The 16,397-nt window shown below is 73.3% G+C and carries 14 protein-coding genes; 2 read left to right on the top strand and 12 right to left on the bottom strand.

The annotated features are described in order from the left end of the window. Nucleotides 1-40: 40 nt before the first annotated feature. Nucleotides 41-646 carry a response regulator transcription factor gene (locus KKZ08_RS01085; RefSeq protein ID WP_223772604.1) on the top strand — a complete coding sequence of 202 codons (606 nt, stop codon included), beginning with the start codon at nucleotides 41-43 and terminating at the stop codon, nucleotides 644-646. On the opposite strand, the gene KKZ08_RS01090 is transcribed toward KKZ08_RS01085, so the two are convergent. The 5 genes from KKZ08_RS01090 to KKZ08_RS01110 form a co-directional block, all read right to left on the bottom strand. Next, the gene (locus tag KKZ08_RS01090; protein ID WP_223772605.1) at nucleotides 615-2,417 is read right to left on the bottom strand and encodes an ABC transporter ATP-binding protein; all 1,803 of its coding nucleotides are present in this window, start codon (nucleotides 2,415-2,417) and stop codon (nucleotides 615-617) included. The two genes, KKZ08_RS01085 and KKZ08_RS01090, sit on opposite strands and share 32 nt — an antisense overlap. Further along, nucleotides 2,414-4,228, bottom strand: a complete 1,815-nt coding sequence (locus KKZ08_RS01095; RefSeq protein ID WP_223772606.1) for an ABC transporter ATP-binding protein — start codon at nucleotides 4,226-4,228, stop codon at nucleotides 2,414-2,416. The genes KKZ08_RS01090 and KKZ08_RS01095 overlap by 4 nt, the downstream gene beginning before the upstream one ends. A 67-nt stretch (nucleotides 4,229-4,295) precedes the next feature. Then, on the bottom strand, nucleotides 4,296-4,412 hold the full coding sequence (locus KKZ08_RS01100) for a SapB/AmfS family lanthipeptide (protein ID WP_223772607.1): 117 nt from the start codon (nucleotides 4,410-4,412) through the stop codon (nucleotides 4,296-4,298). A gap of 6 nt (nucleotides 4,413-4,418) precedes the next feature. Then, the gene (lanKC, locus tag KKZ08_RS01105; protein ID WP_223772608.1) at nucleotides 4,419-7,001 is read right to left on the bottom strand and encodes a class III lanthionine synthetase LanKC; all 2,583 of its coding nucleotides are present in this window, start codon (nucleotides 6,999-7,001) and stop codon (nucleotides 4,419-4,421) included. A gap of 170 nt (nucleotides 7,002-7,171) precedes the next feature. Beyond that, nucleotides 7,172-7,621, bottom strand: coding sequence for a MaoC family dehydratase (locus KKZ08_RS01110; protein ID WP_223778869.1), 450 nt, complete (start codon nucleotides 7,619-7,621; stop codon nucleotides 7,172-7,174). 446 nt (nucleotides 7,622-8,067) lie between these two features. On the opposite strand from KKZ08_RS01110, the gene KKZ08_RS01115 reads away from it, so the two are divergent. Next, nucleotides 8,068-8,760: a phosphatase PAP2 family protein gene (locus KKZ08_RS01115; RefSeq protein ID WP_223772609.1), complete on the top strand. Its 693-nt coding sequence runs from the start codon at nucleotides 8,068-8,070 to the stop codon at nucleotides 8,758-8,760. 12 nt (nucleotides 8,761-8,772) lie between these two features. Here KKZ08_RS01115 and KKZ08_RS01120 read toward each other — a convergent pair whose 3' ends face one another. The 7 genes from KKZ08_RS01120 to KKZ08_RS01150 are packed head-to-tail and all read right to left on the bottom strand — an operon-like array spanning nucleotide 8,773 to nucleotide 16,394. Next, on the bottom strand, nucleotides 8,773-10,098 hold the full coding sequence (locus KKZ08_RS01120) for a glutamate-1-semialdehyde 2,1-aminomutase (protein WP_223772610.1): 1,326 nt from the start codon (nucleotides 10,096-10,098) through the stop codon (nucleotides 8,773-8,775). A gap of 7 nt (nucleotides 10,099-10,105) precedes the next feature. Beyond that, a complete protein-coding gene (gene rfbC, locus KKZ08_RS01125) occupies nucleotides 10,106-10,669 on the bottom strand; it encodes a dTDP-4-dehydrorhamnose 3,5-epimerase (protein ID WP_223772611.1) in 564 nt (187 codons plus the stop codon). Beyond that, a complete protein-coding gene (locus tag KKZ08_RS01130; protein WP_223772612.1) occupies nucleotides 10,666-11,862 on the bottom strand; it encodes a polysaccharide pyruvyl transferase family protein in 1,197 nt (398 codons plus the stop codon). Before KKZ08_RS01130 ends, rfbC begins: the two co-directional genes overlap by 4 nt. Beyond that, nucleotides 11,859-12,806, bottom strand: a complete 948-nt coding sequence (locus KKZ08_RS01135) for a glycosyltransferase family 2 protein (protein ID WP_223772613.1) — start codon at nucleotides 12,804-12,806, stop codon at nucleotides 11,859-11,861. The genes KKZ08_RS01130 and KKZ08_RS01135 overlap by 4 nt, the downstream gene beginning before the upstream one ends. Next, nucleotides 12,803-14,095: a hypothetical protein gene (locus KKZ08_RS01140; protein ID WP_223772614.1), complete on the bottom strand. Its 1,293-nt coding sequence runs from the start codon at nucleotides 14,093-14,095 to the stop codon at nucleotides 12,803-12,805. Before KKZ08_RS01140 ends, KKZ08_RS01135 begins: the two co-directional genes overlap by 4 nt. Further along, the gene (locus KKZ08_RS01145; protein WP_223772615.1) at nucleotides 14,092-15,381 is read right to left on the bottom strand and encodes a DUF4910 domain-containing protein; all 1,290 of its coding nucleotides are present in this window, start codon (nucleotides 15,379-15,381) and stop codon (nucleotides 14,092-14,094) included. Before KKZ08_RS01145 ends, KKZ08_RS01140 begins: the two co-directional genes overlap by 4 nt. Beyond that, nucleotides 15,369-16,394 carry an SDR family oxidoreductase gene (locus KKZ08_RS01150; RefSeq protein WP_223772616.1) on the bottom strand — a complete coding sequence of 342 codons (1,026 nt, stop codon included), beginning with the start codon at nucleotides 16,392-16,394 and terminating at the stop codon, nucleotides 15,369-15,371. Before KKZ08_RS01150 ends, KKZ08_RS01145 begins: the two co-directional genes overlap by 13 nt. Nucleotides 16,395-16,397: the final 3 nt, after the last annotated feature.

The following is a 16,397-nucleotide window of genomic DNA, read 5'->3' on the forward strand; positions in this document are numbered from 1 at the left end:
GATAATTCTTCGGAGGCAGAGGCGATAGCAGGGAGCCACAGTGATCCGTGTTCTTCTCGTCGAGGAAAACGGGCTGCTGCGCGGAGGACTCGCCGCCCTCCTGACCCGCGAGGACGACATCGAGGTCGTCGCGGAGACCGGAGGGGACGGACTGGTCCTCGCGCGAGCGCTCTCGTACCGCCCCGATGTGGTCGTCATCGACGTCGACGGCCACCAGGACGAGGCGCTCGCCATGGCGAGCAAGATGGGCGAGTGCCTCCCGGAGTGCCGGACCCTCCTGGTGGCGGGGGCGCCGACGCTCGAACGGCTGCGCACGGTGCTGGCCCTGCGGCCGCCCGGGCTAATCGGCAAGGACGGGCCTCCCGACCGGCTCGTCGAGGGCATCCGCAAGGTGGTCGGCGGACACCGCTACATCGCCCCTGAGCTGGCGGTACTCGTGCTCGACGCGGTGCAGAACCCCCTCACGCCGCGTGAACGGCAGGTCCTGCGGCTGGCCGCCGAGGGCGCACCGACGCGGGAGATCGCCGACCGGCTGGCGCTGTCCTTGGGAACCGTCCGCAACCACCTGTCGGCGATCACCCGCAAGGTCGCCGCCCGGAACCGCATCGACGCGATCAGGATCGCCCGGGGGTCCGGCTGGCTGTGACGTTCGCGGCCGACGGGAACCCCGCGGCCCGCGAGGGCTCCGTGACCTCCCAGTGTCCGACGAGGTCCCGGTAGAGCGCGGAGCCCGCCAGCAGCTCCTCATGCGTCCCGAGGGCGGTGCCCGTGCCGTCGAGCACCAGCACGCGGTCGGCCCTCAGCGCCGAGCTGATCCGGTGCGCGCACACGAGCAGCGTGCCCGGGCGGCGGGCGAACGCCTCCTCCGCGCGGGCCTCCGATGCCGGGTCGAGGTGGCAGGTCGCCTCGTCCAGCAGCACCAGCCTGGCAGGGGGGAGGTACGAGCGGACGAGCGCCACCAGCTGGCGCTCCCCCGCCGACAGCTCCCGAGGGTCGGCAGGCACCTCGTAACCGCCCAGTCGCGCCACGAGCGGCCGGGCGCCGACCGCGTCCACCGCCGCGTCCACCTGGGCCGCGGTGGCATCGGGCGCCAGATAGGTGAGGTTCTCCCACAGCGTGCCGTCGAAGACGTAGGCCTCCTGCGGGATCAGTACCCGATGCCGGGCGAGCGTGCCGGTGCCGAGGGCCCGCACCGGTACGCCGTCCAGCCGGATCCGCCCGGCCTGCGGTTCGAGCACCCCCGCGACCAGCGAGGCGAGCGTCGATTTCCCCGCTCCGCTCGGCCCCACGACGGCCAGGTGCTCGCCCGGCTCCAGCACGAGGTCGAGCCCGTCGACCACCGGCTCCGCCGAGCGCGCGTAACCGAACGTGACACCGCGCAGCTCCACCCCGCCGAAGCCGCCCGGCGGCACCGTGCCCGGGCGACCCCGTGGCGCGTCCGCCGTGCCGGTCGTGTCCGGCATGGGCCGCTCGGCCGCTTCAGCGATCCGGGAGAGGGTGACCAGCAGCCACAGCCCGCTGCCGCCGAGCACCTGGACGAGGCCCTGCAACGCGGGCTGGAGGCCGCGCGACACGTATGTCACCGCGCCGAGGACCGCTCCCGCCGATACCCCGCGCTGCACCAGCCAGGGCGCTCCCGCCAGGATGAGTACGAGGGGCAGCCACCCGCCGATGCCCAGCGACACGGTCCGTACCGCCGTCATCCGCGCCAGTGCCCGGGTGGCCTTCGCCGCGGCGTCGATCCGCTCGCCCGCCCGCCGCTGTACGAGGTCCTCGGCCCCGCACGCCGCCACGTCCCGCAGTCCGCCCGTCACCGCGCTCGCGGACTCCGCGATCCGCTCGTCGGCCAGCACCACGTCCCGCTGCCGCCCGGCCATGGCTCTCAGCGCCCCCGCGAACAGCGCCAGCCCCAGGACCAGGGGCGGCAGCACGAACACGAGCAGGGCCGGATCCAGGGCGGCCAGGCCGAGCAGCACGCCCGCCGCGGTGACGACGAAGCCCTGCACGAACATGACGACGGCGCCGTAGGCCTCCCTGGCGATCTCGACATGCTCGGTGAGGCGCGCCACGCCGCCCGTGTCGACGGAGCGTCCTGCCTGTGCGGAACGGTTCAGCGTGCCGGACGTGACGAGGGTGACCAGTTCGTCACGGAGCGGTTCCACCACGGCCGAGAGCCCGAGCGTCACGCGCCGCGTCGCCCAGGCGCCCACCATGACGGCGCCGGCCAGCGCCACCAGCCAGGCGAGGCCCTTCCCTGTCCGTTCGGCGAGGAAGCCGTCGTCCACGGCCCGGGCGACCATCCACCCGGACAGGGCGGCGGGAACCGCCTGCATCAGCGACCACCCCGTGAGGCGCAGGAACTCACCACGCCGCCGGTGGAGCGACTCCCGCAGCAGCCCTCCGGCCCTGCCGCTCACGCCCGCTCCCCGGTTCGCACACCGGTCGCCTCACCGGAGCCCACCGCCGCCGCGTCCGTACCCGTCCCCGTAACCGGGGCCTCGGGCTGGAACGCGGCCCGGTAGCCCGGGTCCGCCCACAGGTCGCGGTGGCGGCCCTGCCCGCGTACGCCGCCGGCGTCCAGCCAGACGACCAGGTCCGCGCGGGCCGCGGTGGACGCGCGGTGCGTGACCACCAGGCGGGTGCGGCCCGCCAGGGCGCCCGTGCCGGTGAGGATGCGGCTGATGTGGTGTTCGGTCACGGTGTCGAGGCTCGCGGCGACGTCGTCCAGTACCAGCACCCGCCCCCTCCGCCCCGACTGGACGAACGCCCGTGCCAGTCCCACCCGCTGCGCCTCGCCCCCCGAGATGGGCGCGTCGGCGAGCCGCGTCCCGTACCCCTCGGGCATCCGCCGGATGAACGCGTCGGCCCGAGCCGCCGTGGCCGCCCGCGCCACCTCGTCCGGTCCCGCCGATGCCGGCCCGAACCCGATCGCGTCGGCGAAGGTCTCGCCGAGCAGGATGGGCCGCTCGAATCCGTAGGCCACCGCCTGCCGCAGCGCGTGCCGGTCGAGCAGGCGCAGCGGCAGGCCGTCCAGCAGCACCTCGCCCTCGTCCGGGTCGAGGAGGCGCCCACCGAGGGCGGCCAGCACGGACTTGCCGGAACCGGAGCGCCCGGCGACCGCGACCAGGGCTCCTGCCGGGACGGTCGACCACAGGTTCTCCAGTACGGCGGCGCCGTCCGGCCCCCGTACCGTGACGCCCCGGAACTCCAGCCGCCCGGGCCCTTCGGGGAGCGGTTCGCCCCCGTACGCCATGGGTGGTTCCGCGAGCACTTCGGCGACGCGGCCGGCCGTTCCCCGCGCGAGGGCGAGCCGGTTCGCCGACGCCACCAGCGAGCTGATGCCGGTGGCCAGGACCACGTACTCGCCGGCCGCGAGCATCTGCCCGGGGGTGATCCGGCCGCGCGCCAGCTCCAGACCGGCGACGGCGAGCACGGCGACCTCCAGCAGCGGGATGGCCAGGGCTTCCCGCGACGACACCCGCGCGAGGGCGCCCCACATGCCGTACCCGTGGCGACGCAGTTCGGGCAGCGGACCGAGCACGCGCCGCACCTCGCGGTCCACGGTTCCGGCCGCCGTGATGGTCCGGATGCCGGACAGGGCGTCCACGAGCCGGGCGGCGACTTGGCCCTGCGCGTCGAAGTAGCGTTCGTTTATGCCGGAGGCGTCCCGGATGAAGGTCCGCACCACGGCCAGGACGACGGGCAGCCCCACCAGGAAGGTGAGGCAGAGCCACGGGTCGATCAGCGCGAGCGCGACGATCGCGCCGAGCGGGGGCACCAGGTCCATGAGGGCCCAGACGAGCGTCGACGCCACCTGTCCGGTGCGGGCGGAGTTGCCCACCAGCCGGCTCACCAGGTCCCCGGCCGTGAACCGTCGCGCGGCCCGGGGGCCCAGGCGCAGTACGTGCTTGAGCAGCGTGTGACGCAGCCACGCGGTGGAACGCGCCTCGGCCATCTTTCCCATGAAGTCGTCCAGCGTGTCGGCCGCCATCAGCACGCAGACCGCCGCGACGCTCAGGCCCAGCCACAGGGCGAAGTCACCGCCGTCGAGCACGGCGTCGACCGTACGGCCCATCAGGGCGGGCAGCACGGTGTAGATGCCCGCGAGCAGCAGCGAGACGGCCATCATGGCGGCCACCCAGGGCCCGCCCGCGCGCGTCGTCGTCAGGAGCAGCCGGTCCGCGGCAGACCGGCCGGCGGGACGCTGGCCCGCGGCACGTCGGTCCATGGACGCCTCCTGGTACGGAGACAGAAAGAGGGCGGGGACGCGCTCGACGTCCCCGCCCCGGCGGGTGTCAACAGAGGAGCAGGCTGTACCTGCTCGCGCCGCTGCACTGCTTGCTGGCCCGGCTGCCCGGCGGCGGTGAAGCGCTGTCCGGCAGGTCCATGCCTTGCAGGTCGAGGATCGTCATGTCCTGTCACCTCCTTTCTGCTGTTTCTTGCCCGAGTGGTCCGAGGAACGGCAGTCGTACGGGGCGGTCGTGGAGGGCGGCGCCGAGTGCCAGCAGCACGCCGGCGCTGCCGGATCCCAGGTCCAGGGAGAGCCGCAGCAACTCCTCGCCCGGGAAGAGGAGGTGGCCCCGGTGGACCACGGCGTACCGCGCCAGCCGTCGTATGTGGTCCGCGACCACTGGATCGCGCCGGGCCGCGGTTCCCGCCGGGTGCGCGCGGCTGAGGTGCAGGATCATCCCGGCGAGACCGTGGAAGAGACCGGGCTCGATGTAGAACCCGCCCTCGGCGGCCCTGCGGATCGCCGCCGAGGCCGTACGGAACCGGTCGTCCTGGCGGTGGCCGAGGTAGCCGTCGAGGACGAGCCCGATGCCCACGCTTCCGTCGGCGAGGTAGGGCATCGTCCGCCAGCCCTCGTCGACCTCCATCTCGCCCTCCGGGCGCACGACGCACCGGCGCAGGTCCTGCCGCAGGGCCGTGGCGGCCAGGTCGAGGAACGCGGGGTCGCCCGTGTGCTCGTACCACCGCAGCAGGAGCAGCGCCGGCCCGGCGGAACCGCGCAGCAGACCGGCGTACGGGTGCCGGCCGCCGCTGACCTCCGGTACGGAGTCGGCAGGGCCGAGGCGGGCGGCCACGGCGTCCACCACGTCCCGGGCCTCGTCGTGCAGGGCGGGGTCGCCGGTGGCCGACGCGAAGTGCAGGAGGTTCAGACCGATGCCCGACAGGCCGCCCTGGAGATCGAGGCCGAGTTCCTTCCGGCGTTCACCGGCGCACTGGTCGAGGATCTTCAGCGCCTCACGCCGGTGGCCGAGGTGGTCGAGTACGTAAGCGACGCCGTGCAGGCCGTCGTAGAAGCCGAGACGGGTTCCCGGCTCGGGGTGCAGGGCCCGCCGGATCAGCCACTCCTCGTGGTCGGGGTGGCGGCCGGCGCCGGTCACGTCGAGCGCGTACAGCACGCCGGCCGCGCCGTACGCGATGCCGAGGCCACCGCCCGGCGTGGCGAACTGCGCGATGTCGCCGGGGAAGAGCCGGTCGTCCCGCTCCGGCGTGGCCTCCGCGAGGATGCCGCAGGACAGCGACTCCCGGACCTCCGCCCAGCCTTCGTCGTCGGGCCGGATCCGGGGCTCCGCGCCCGTGGCCCCGTCGGCGCCGGTGATGGTCCGTACGGCCTGGTCGAAGAAGCCGTCGGGGAGCGGGAACATGCGCGCCGCCTCCCGGGCGAGCTGTCCCGCCTTGCCGGGGTCGATGGAGAACAGGGAGGTCAGCGGCATGAAGAGAAAGAGCTTGAGGCAGGCGAGGGCGTAGTCGTCGACGGCGGTGCCCCGCCGTTCGCGCGGCGCGGTGAAGCCCAGGGCGCCGAGGGACTGGGGCCGCTCCTGCGACACGTCCGCCGACCCCTCGAAGTCGATCAGCACCACGTCGCCGTGCGGGCGGACGATGATGTTCGACGGCTGGAGGTCGCCGATGACCACACCGCGTTCGTGGATCCGTGTGACGGCCCGCTCCACGCGGTCGTACACGTCGATGGCCCAGGAGGTGTAGTCGGCTGTCACCGTCTCGTCGGTCCGCAGCCGGGTCAGGGGGTAGCGCTCCACGAAGAGATGGTTGAGTTCCTTGCCCTCGACGAACTCCTCGGCCAGGAAGTGGTGCTCCCCCATCACGAAGTGATCGCGCAGCGCCGGTACGCAGTCGAGGCCGCTCAAGCGCTCCAGGGTCTCCCTCTCGCAATGCAGCCTGGCCACCGCGTCCCGGCCGTCTGCGGTCAGGCCCGCGTGCGGCCGCGCCTCCTTGAGCACCACGCGCTCCCCGGTGCGCAGGTCCTCACCGGCGTACAGGCCGCCGCTGTTGGAGAAGTGCAGGGCGCTCTCCAGCCGGTACGGCAGGTCGGCGACCCGCGCGCCGCCCCGCGCCGCCAGGTGGGGGGCGAGGAAGCCCGGCAGCTCGACCCAGTCGGGCACCTGGAACGTCGGCCCCCGGACATCGGGCACCAGCTGTCCGCCGCCGTCCTCGATCGCCGGCTCGACCTCTCCCGCCGGTGAGACGCAGAAGCGCTCGGCGAAGGCCCCGTACCGTACGTACAGCGGTCCTTCGCCCCAGCGCAGGTCGCTCAGGACGTACGGTCCCGGCCGCCCCCCGAGGACCGTGTCGAGCTCGGTGAGGACGCGCTCCAGCTGCTCCTCGTCGGCGGGGTAGATCGTCACGAACTTGCCCGCCGATCCGCGGTGCGCGTACTTGGCGTTGGCGAGCAGCAGCTCGTCCTTGCCGGGAAGGAACTTGAAAGGGATACGTCGTGGGACGCAGTAGTCCCAGACGTCGGTGAGGATCCGCGCCGCGTTGTCGAGACACGCCGAGACGTGGATCTTCCAGCCCTGGAGCGGAAGCCGGGCGCCGTCGGGGCGGAGCACGATCCAGTCGTCGAGTTCGGAGCGCTGCCACGTGTGCGGAGCCGGACGCCGGGCCTGCGCGAAGGCGGTGTCGTCGCCACGGGCGCGGGCCGGGGTGTCGTAGAAGCGCGCGTCCATGAGGCAGTAGACCTCGTAGCGCTTGTCCACTTGGGGCCATCCCCTTCCGGGGCGGGTCAGCCCCTGAAGCGGTTGTTTCGCGCAGCGGCGCCGGGGCGGGGGAATGTCGCTTCCCGGCCGCCGGAGCACCGCTTATCTGCGACTCTCCCAGACTTCCGCGGTGGGGAACACCACTGACTGTCACGCGCTACTCGTGAAAATCACACGTACGGACCGTGACGCGTGGGGGGGGGTGACGACAGGCCTGTACCGTCCGCCCGCGCTGTGCCACCGGCTGGGCTGTGTGGCCTGCGCCGCAGCATGTTTATGATGGTCATCGTCAGCACTGTCTCGCCGTGCTGGTTGAGCACTTCCACGTCGGTGTGCACGAGGCCCCGGTCGGGCTTGGAGCGGGAGACGCGGGCCCCGGCGACCGTGGCCCGGACCGACAGGGTGTCGCCCGGCCGCGCCGGCCGCTGCCAGCGCACTTCGTCGACGCCGGGGGACGCGAGCGAGGCGACCTTGCTGAGGTAGTGGTCCGCGTACAGGCGCATCATCACGGCCGTGGTGTGCCAGCCGCTCGCGATCAGTCCCTGGAACGGTCCGTGCTGCGCCGCCACGGGGTCCGTGTGGAAGCTCTGGGTGTCGAAGCGCCGGGCGAACTCGAGGATGTCCTGCTCAGTGAGGGGCTGCTGCCGAAGACGTGCACCGTGCCGGGGACGTAGTCATCGAAGTACCGGTCTTCGATGGGGGTGGCGAAGTCGTCGGCGGTGGCCGGGGTGGTCGTCGTCATGGGGCCCTCTCACTCGGTTCCACGGCTGGGTTCGGCGAGGCTCTGTGGACGATGACGGGTACGGTAGCGGACCGCCATGCCCTCGAAGGCGCGGAGCGATCCAGGGTCGGCCAAGTCGCCCCGGGCGACCATGCGTTCGGTCCCGGCGCCGGCCAGGATGCGCTTGAGAGCATCAGCTGGTGTGTGGTGGCCGGGTTGTTGGTTAGGGTGCCAAGCAGCGGGCCGGTCACGGTCGCTGGAGGGTGGGTCGGAGACGACGGGGGGCTCGCGTTGGATCGCCTCGTCGGAGCGGGCTGCCGCAAGTCGGCCGGACACGGCGGGCGTGTGAGTCGCCGGTCGGCGCCCGCGGTGCTGCCTCCCTCGCTGCGCGCGTGGCTCGCGTTGACCGGGGGCCTCGCCGCGCCGGCGGTCCTCGTGCTCGGGGTCCTGTACGCCGGCGACAGCGAGCCCGGCCCGGTGGACGCGTGGATCTGGGCGGCGGTGCACGGTGTGCGGCCGCCGTGGCGGAACGTCGCTCTGGCCACGGACTTCCTGGGGGAACCCGCGGGCGCGGCGGTGCTCGTCGTGGTCGCCGTGGTGGGCTGCCTGCTGCTTCGGCGGCCTCGCGCGGCGGTGCTCGTCGTTGTCGGCCCCGGCACGGCCGTGGTGACGACGACGCTGCTCAAGTCCCTGGTGGGACGCACCATCCACGGCGGGAACCTGTCCTACCCGAGCGGGCACACCGCCTTCGTCACCGCGCTCGCCCTCGCGGTGGCGCTGCTCGCGGCCGGCCGGCTCGGCCTCGGCAGGACGGCCGGCACGTCGCTCGTGTTCGCCTCGGCGCTGGTCCCCGGGGCCGCGATGGGCTGGGCACAGGTCGCCCTGGGCGCGCACTACCCGACCGACGCCCTCGGGGGCTGGTGCACCGCGCTTGCGGTGGTCCCGGCTACCGCGTGGCTGGTCGACGGGGTGGCCGACCGGTTGGCCGACCGGACAGACGACCGGACGGACAACGTCGGGCAGAACACGCGCCGCTGACGTCGCGTCACCTCACACCAAGCGGCGGAATACCGGCTTCACCGGCCGCCCGGCCAGCCACGGCGTGGGGTCGCCGACGTCCAGCGCCTTCCGGTACACCGCGCACACCTGGGCCACCACCTCGACCGTGCGGTCGACGTCGGCGTCGTCGAGCGCGCTGCTCACCACGAACGACGGGGCCAGCACCCCGCCCGCGAGCAGCCCCCGCAGGAACAGGGTGCGGTACCGCTGCGACGGCTGCCGGTTCTCGTCGAGGGTGGCGAAGACCAGGTTGCTGGCCCGGCCCCGGACGACGATGTGGTCGCCGACGCCCATGCCGGCCGCGGCGTCGCGGACACCGGCGGCCAGCCGCTCACCGATGGCGTGCAGCCGCGCGGTGACGCCCTCCTCCACGTAGGTGGTCTGCACGGCCATCGCGGCGGCCAGGGAGTGTGTCTCCGCGCCGTGCGTGGTGGACAGCAGGAACACCCGGTCGCCGGAGTGACGCAGCCCGCCCCGCTCCATCAGCTCGCGGCGCCCGGCCAGCGCCGAGACGGCGAAGCCGTTGCCCAGCGCCTTGCCGAACGTGGAGAGGTCGGGGACGACGCCGTACAGGCCCTGGGCGCCCGCCTCGGACCAGCGGAAGCCGGTGATCATCTCATCGAAGATCAGTACGCAGCCGTGCCGGTCGGCCAGCTCGCGCAGGCCCTGGAGGTATCCGGGCGGGGGTTCGGTGTGCCCGGCGGGTTCCAGGATCAGGCAGGCGACCTCGTCCCGGTACCGAGTGAGCAGTTCCTCAGTGGCTGCCAGGTCCCCGTACGGGAAGGCCACGGTCAGCTCGGTGGTCGCCGCCGGAATACCGGCGGACATCGGCGTGGTGCCGATGAACCAGTCGTCCACGGAGAAGAAGGGGTGGTCGGCGCAGATGGCCACCCGGGGGCGCCCGGTGACGGCGCGGGCGAGGCGTACCGCCGCGGTGGTGGCGTCGGAGCCGTTCTTCGCGAACTTCACCATGTCGGCGGTGGGCACGGTGGCCAGGAAGCGTTCCGCGGCCTCGGCCTCGACGATGGACGGCCGGACGAAGTTGCTGCCGCGGTCGAGCTCCCGCCGCACCGCCTCCAGGACGCGCGGGTGGGCGTGGCCGAGGCTGACGGACCGCAGGCCGGAGCCGTACTCGATGTAGCGGTTGCCGTCGAGGTCCCACACGTGGGCACCGTGGCCGTGGCTGATGACCGGGGCCAGGTTCTCGGGGTACTGGTCGTCGCCCTTGGCGTAGGTGTGCGCGCCCCCGGGGATCACGGCGTGCAGCCGCTCGTTCGCCCGTCGGGACCGGGGCAGGCGGAACTCTTCGGTGTCCACGCTGACTTCAGCTCTCCTTCTGCTGCTGCGACTGCTTCAGAACCTCGGCGAGGCTCGGTGCCTCGCGGTCCCGCCGGGACATCAGTGCGGGCGGCAAGGGCCACGGAATGGCCAGTTCCGGGTCGTCGAAGGCGATCGTCACGTCTTCGGCCGGATCGTGCTCGCGGTCGATCCGGTACGAGGTGTCGGCGGTCTCGCTCAGCGCCTGGAAGCCGTGCGCGCACCCCGCCGGGACGTACAGGGTCGTCTGCGTCTCGCCGGACAGCTCGAAGAAGGCCCGGTCGCGGTACGTCGGCGAGTCCGGCCGCAGGTCCACGACGACGTCGAAGATCCTGCCGTACGAGCACCGCACCAGCTTGGCCTCACCGGCGCCGGAGCGCAGGTGCAGGCCGCGCAGCACGCCCCGGACCGAGCGGGACACGCTGTCCTGGACGAAGGCGGCCGGGTCAAGGCCCACCGAGCGGACGACGTCGGCGTCGAAGGTGCGGCAGAAGAAGCCGCGTTCGTCGGCGTACGGGGTCGGTTCGAAGAGGAACGCGCCCGCGATCTGCGGGACTTCGGTCGCTTTCATGGAGCCTCCTGCCGGGTGGTGCCCTTGAACAGCGTCCTGGTCAAGGCGGTGAACTGGTGGTCCAATTGCCGCGCGGCGCGCTTGTTCCGCTCGGCGAGGGTCCGCCGCAGCTCCGCCGATCGCTTCTCCAGCTCCCGGAACTGTTCGAGGAGCCGGTCGGCGTCGATCTCACGGGCCGGGTGGCAGTGCGCGTCGAGACCCATCCCGGCCATGAGCGCGTCGCTCTTCGCCGCGTAACTCAGGGCGAGCGTCGGTGTGCCGACCTTCAGCGCGCAGACCAGGTTGTGGTACCGGGTGGCCACCACGGAGTCGGCCGCCGCCATCTCCTTCATCAGGTCGGCGAGCGAGGCCGCCTCCGCGGCGGTGACGAGCGGCGAGTCCACCGCGTCGAGGATCGTGGCGACCACCGGCGCGTCGCACGCGTCGCCGGTGACCAGCCGGACCGGCCTGCCGTCCTCGACCAGCGCGCGGACGAACGCGGTCGTCCCTTCGAGATAGCGCCGGTGGATCTCCTCCGCCCTGGCCCGGTCGTCGTCGCCTCCGTGGAAGTCCATGACACCGACGCAGACCGTGCCCGAGGGGGTGCCCGTGGGCGGTGTCGGCAGGGCGAAGGCGAGGTCCGGGTAGACCGCGTCGCGCGCGGTGTCCACGCCCATGGCCCGCAGCGCGTCGCGGGACAGGGTGTCCCGGTAGGACCGGTACGCGGCGAGGCGTGCCGATCGGCGCACCAGGGCCCTGATCAGCCGGTTGCCGATCGCGTCCGCGCCGACGCCGACCAGCGCGACCCGGGTGCCGAAGAGCCGGCCGGACGCGCAGAGCAGGAACAGCGAGTACGGGAAGCCCCACGGACGCAGCGGCAGCGTGGCCTCCAGGACGCCCATGCCGGGCACGATCACCACGTCGTGCCCGCGCACCCAGGCGGCGGTGCGGAAGGCGTCGACGAGTTTGCCGAGTCCCTTCCCCGCGATCGCGCGCGCACGTGACGCCGTGCGGTACTCCCCCCGGTACCAGTGCAGCCGGGTCGCGGGGATCGCGTACCGTGCCGCGACGACCTCGGGTCCGCCGCACAGCGCGTCCACGACCGCCTCCGGGTGCTCGGCGCGCAGGTACCGGAGCACGGCTTCGAGCGACCCGTCGTTGCCGAGGTTGCCGGAGCCGAGCAGACCGAAGACCCCGACGCGGGCAGCGGTCACGCCTGCCTCCCCTCACGTCCGGCGACGAGGGCGTCGACGGAGACGGCGAGCCGGCTCGGGTCCACCGGGGCGCGGTCCTCGACCCGCTCGCCGGTGCCCGGCCGGACCCGGCTGGTCAGCCACGCGGCGAGGTGGCCGTAGCAGGCGCGCCGGTCGGCCGAGGACAGCGGCGCCCGCCGGATCGCCGAGGCGAAGCCCCCGACGTACTCGGCGAGCAGCCGGGGCGTGGGGTGCAGCGGGCCCGCCCTGCGCGGGTCCAGGTTGACGCACCGGGAGCGCTTGGAGGGGTTGGCCCGCTCGGCGCGGGTGGGGTGGTCGCGGCGGAAGTACAGCAGTTCCGGCACCTGGTGGAACGGTCCGTGCAGGGTGATCTCGGCGACGAACGTGCGGTCCGCGTGGTGGTAGCTGTCGTGCGGCTTCACCCGGCGCAGCACGTCGGCCCGCATCACCCCGTAGAAGTCGTCGCCGCCGGGTTCGAACAGCAGGCTGCGGAAGCGGGCCGGGGCGTGCGGTGAGTCGGTGGCGAGCCCGTACTCGTACGGCACCTTCACCCGGCCGTCCTCGTCGATGACCGCCTGGCCGCTGTGCGCGAGGATCACGTCCGGCCGCTCGTCCAGCGCCTCGACGCAGCGCCGCAGCAGGTCACGGGCGTAGAGGTCGTCGTGCGAGGCCCACTTGAACAGCTCGCCGCGGCACTGGGTGAACACGTAGTTGTGGTTCGGCGCGGCGCCGATGTTGCGGGCCAGCCGGATGTAGCGGATACGGGAGTCCCGCGCGGCGTACTTGCGGCAGATGTCGCGGGTGCCGTCGGTCGAGGCGTTGTCGGTGACGACCAGCTCGAAGTCCTCGTAGGTCTGGCCGAGCAGGGCGTCGAACGCCTCGGCGAGGTACTCCTCGCCGTTGTACACGGGCAGGCCGATGCTGAGCCGGGGGTGGGCGGTCATGGTGTCCTCACTTCACGGATGGAGTTCTGGTGGCGCTCGCGCAGGGCGGACCGCAGCTGGAGCCACCACACGGCCGAGCCGCAGACGGTCGCGGCGGCGACGCCCCAGGCCGAGCCGACCGTGCCGGCCACGGCCGCCCCGCCGAGCCCGCCGCCGACATAGCAGGCGGAGGCGAACAGCTGGCTGCGCAGGCTGCGCCCGGCCGCGGCGAGCGCGCGCAGTCCGGCCGCCGCGCCGGTGCCGAGCCCTGCGAAGGCGACGCCGAGCGTGGCCGGCACGATGAGCTGCGAGGCGGAGCTCCAGACGTCGCCCAGTACGAGTTCGCCGGCCCGGTCCGGCACGAGGAGCAGCGCCGCGCCCCAGAGCAGCGCGGCGACGGCCTGCGCGCCGCCCAGCAGGAGGCAGAACGCGCCGAGGCGGTGCGGGGCCCGCCGCAGCACCCGGGCCGCCTCCGCGACGGTGACCAGCGAGAGGCCCATCAGCACGGCGAGGAACGGGCCGAGCAGGAGCTCGGCGCCCCGGACCGCACCGACCGCGCCGACCCCGGCGATGGCGCCGAGCCCGTACGCCCGAAGCTGGCTCGCGCCGCTGGTGGAGACGTTCTCGGCCAGGTACCGGTAGCCGAGGTCGCGGTGCTCGCGCAGCCACTCGCGCGCGCCGGTCAGGCGGGGCCGGATCCCGGACTGGAAGCAGCCGTACACCGCGGCCACGGCGGCGGACGCGCCCCAGGCGAGCACGAAGGCGGCGACGCTGCCCACGCGGGCGGCCACCACCATGGCCGGGACGAGCGCGACGCCCCACACGAGGTCGTTGACGAACGCCTTGCGCCCGGCGCCGGCGGCGAAGAACGAGTAGCGCCAGGCGTCCTGGAGCAGCAGCCCCGGCAGCATGACGCCGAGGCCGGCGAACGCGGGGCCCACGCGGCCGCCGAGGGCGAGGCCGGCCACCAGACACGCCGCGCCGATGGCGGCGCCGACACCGAGGGCGGCACCCGACGACCGGGCCACGGCGCCGCGCCAGGACGCGTCCGGCACTCCGCTGAAGCGCACCACGAGCGGATCGGTGGCCAGGCCGCGGGAGACGCTGAGCACCACTCCGTAGGTCACCCAGGCCAGGCTGAACACGCCGAACGCGGCGAGGCCGAGGGAGCGTGCCACGTAGATGCCCACCGCGAAGTTGGTCAGGCTGGAGGCCGCCTGGTCGGCCAGTCCCCAGGACAGCCTGCCGACCATGGCCCGCCTGGCGGTGGGCCGCGCCGTCTTCTGCCGCCCGGTGGCCATCGGCGTCATGCCTTGATCAGCCCGGCGTCGCGCAGGGCGCCGGCCGCTGCGGCGACGGTGTCGAACGGCAGCCCGGCCCGCTCGGCCACGTCCAGGAGGCTGTGCGCGCCGTCGGAGAGGCTGAGCACCCAGAGCATGGCCAGCTGCGCCTGCTTCGTGTCGCTGCGGCCGCCGAGCGAGTCGTACAACCCGCGCCGGCCCAGCTGCGGTTCGCCGTAGGGGCTGAGGTTGAGGTAGCGCCGGTTGCGGTCGAGGACGGTGAACGCCTCGCGGCAGACGGCGAGCGTGTCCGCCATCGCCGCCGGGGAGACGAAGTCGGGGTTGTCGGCCGAGGTGTGGTACTCGGGGTAGCCCGCGTACGGCGTACGGCTGAGGGAGCCCACGCCGAGGTCGAACCCGGGCGAGCAGTACTGCCGCTCGTCGTAGCCGTACGGAGTGAACTCCCTTACTTCGTGGGGTCGTTCGGAGGCGGTGAGGACGTGCCGCAGCACCCGGTCGATCTCCGCGTCGCCGCGCCTGCTCTGTTTGTACGTCAGTTGGCCCCGGTCCCCCGCGCAGGCCAGCACCAGGCCGTGCTTGACGCGGTCGATGCGCTCCTTGTTGCGGGCCAGCCAGGTGATCGCGCCGATGGTGCCGGGCGCGAAGATGAACCGGTAGGTGTAGTACGGCGTCCGCTCCCCCAGCGCCCGCGCCAGATACGTCGCCACGGCGATCCCGGCGAGGTTGTCGTTGGCCAGCGACGGGTGGCAGACGTGGCAGGAGACGATCACCTCGTCGGGGACCTGCCCGGGGACCACGTGTTCGGCGTAGGTGAGGTGGCCGTCGGCGAGCGTGGAGTCGATACGTACCTCGTACTCGCCGTCCGGCAGCGCGTCCAGGGTCTCCTGGGCCAGGCAGAATCCCCACTCCGGCCGGTAGTAGCTGGTGCGGTAGGGCACCCAGGTGGGGTGGTCCGGCAGGGTGTACAGGTGTTCGCGCAGCTCGGCCAGGGGCAGGGTCGTCGACACCGGCACGCTGTAGCCGAGCACGTGCAGGCTGGACGCGGCGAAGTCGACGACCCGTCTGCCGGAGGCGTCGGCGATGTACGCGTCGCGGATGTTCCACTCCTGCGGCACCGTCCAGTCGAGCACCTGTGTCCCGGTCGGCACCTCGTGGATCCGGAGCGGGAGGTATTCGTCGACGATCTTCAGGGTGGCGCGCACACCGTCGCCGGTGATGCTGCGGCACAGCGGGTAGAGCCGCTCCACCAGCGCGTGCATCTCATCGCCGAAGCCGTCCGCGGTCACCGGCGCCACCGCAGCGTGTCGTCGACGGTGCCCGCGTCGGACGCCGCGCGCAGCACCGCGAGCCGGGTGAAGCGCTGCTCGAAGTCCTCCCGGGTGAGCCCGTGTTCCCGGTAGGCGTCGGCGAGTTCGAGCGCGCCCCGCTTCACCGTCCACGCGCAGTCGAAGCCGGGTATCGCGGCGCGGAACCGGGAGAAGTCCACGCGGTACGACCGCGGATCGGCGCCGGTCTCCCCGGTGATCACCACCTTCGCGCCGGACACCGCCTCGGCGACCTGCTCGGCGATCTCGGCGACCGTGACGTTGTTGGTCTCGCTGCCGATGTTGAACGCCCGGTCGTGCACGGCCTCCCGCGGCGCGGTCAGCGCGGCCGTGAAGGCACGTGCGATGTCGGCGGCGTGCACCAGCGGGCGCCAGGGCGTGCCGTCGGAGAGCACGAGGACCTCGCCGGACAGGAGGGCGTGGCCCACCAGGTTGTTCAGCACGATGTCGGCGCGCAGCCGGGGTGAGTGGCCGAAGGCGGTGGCGTTGCGCATGAACACCGGGCTGAAGTCGCCGTCGGCCAGGGCGTGCAGGTCGTCCTCCACCCGCACCTTGGACTCGGCGTACGGCGTCACCGGGCGCAGCGGGGCGTCCTCGGCGACGAGTTCGCCGCCGCCGGCGGCGCCGTAGACCGAGCAGGTGGACGCGTACAGGAAGCGCCGTACCCCGGCGTCGCGGGCGAGCCGGGCCAGGCGTACGGACGCGTGGTGGTTGATGTCGTAGGTGAGGTCGGGCGCCAGCGCGCCCAGCGGGTCGTTGGACAGCGCGGCCAGGTGGATCACGGCGTCCACGCCGGCCACGTGTTCGGCCGTGACGTCGCGCAGGTCCACCCGGTGCCCCGGCGGGTCCGCGGGCGGCGGGCCGAGGACGCAGTCGGCGAACAGGCCGGCGTCGAGACCGACGACGTCGTGGCCGGCGGCCGCGAGTACCGGGGCCATCACGGTGCCCAGGTAGCCCTGATGTCCGGTGAGCAGTACGCGCAAGGT

This window comes from Streptomyces sp. 135, from assembly GCF_020026305.1.
Lineage (GTDB): Bacteria > Actinomycetota > Actinomycetes > Streptomycetales > Streptomycetaceae > Streptomyces.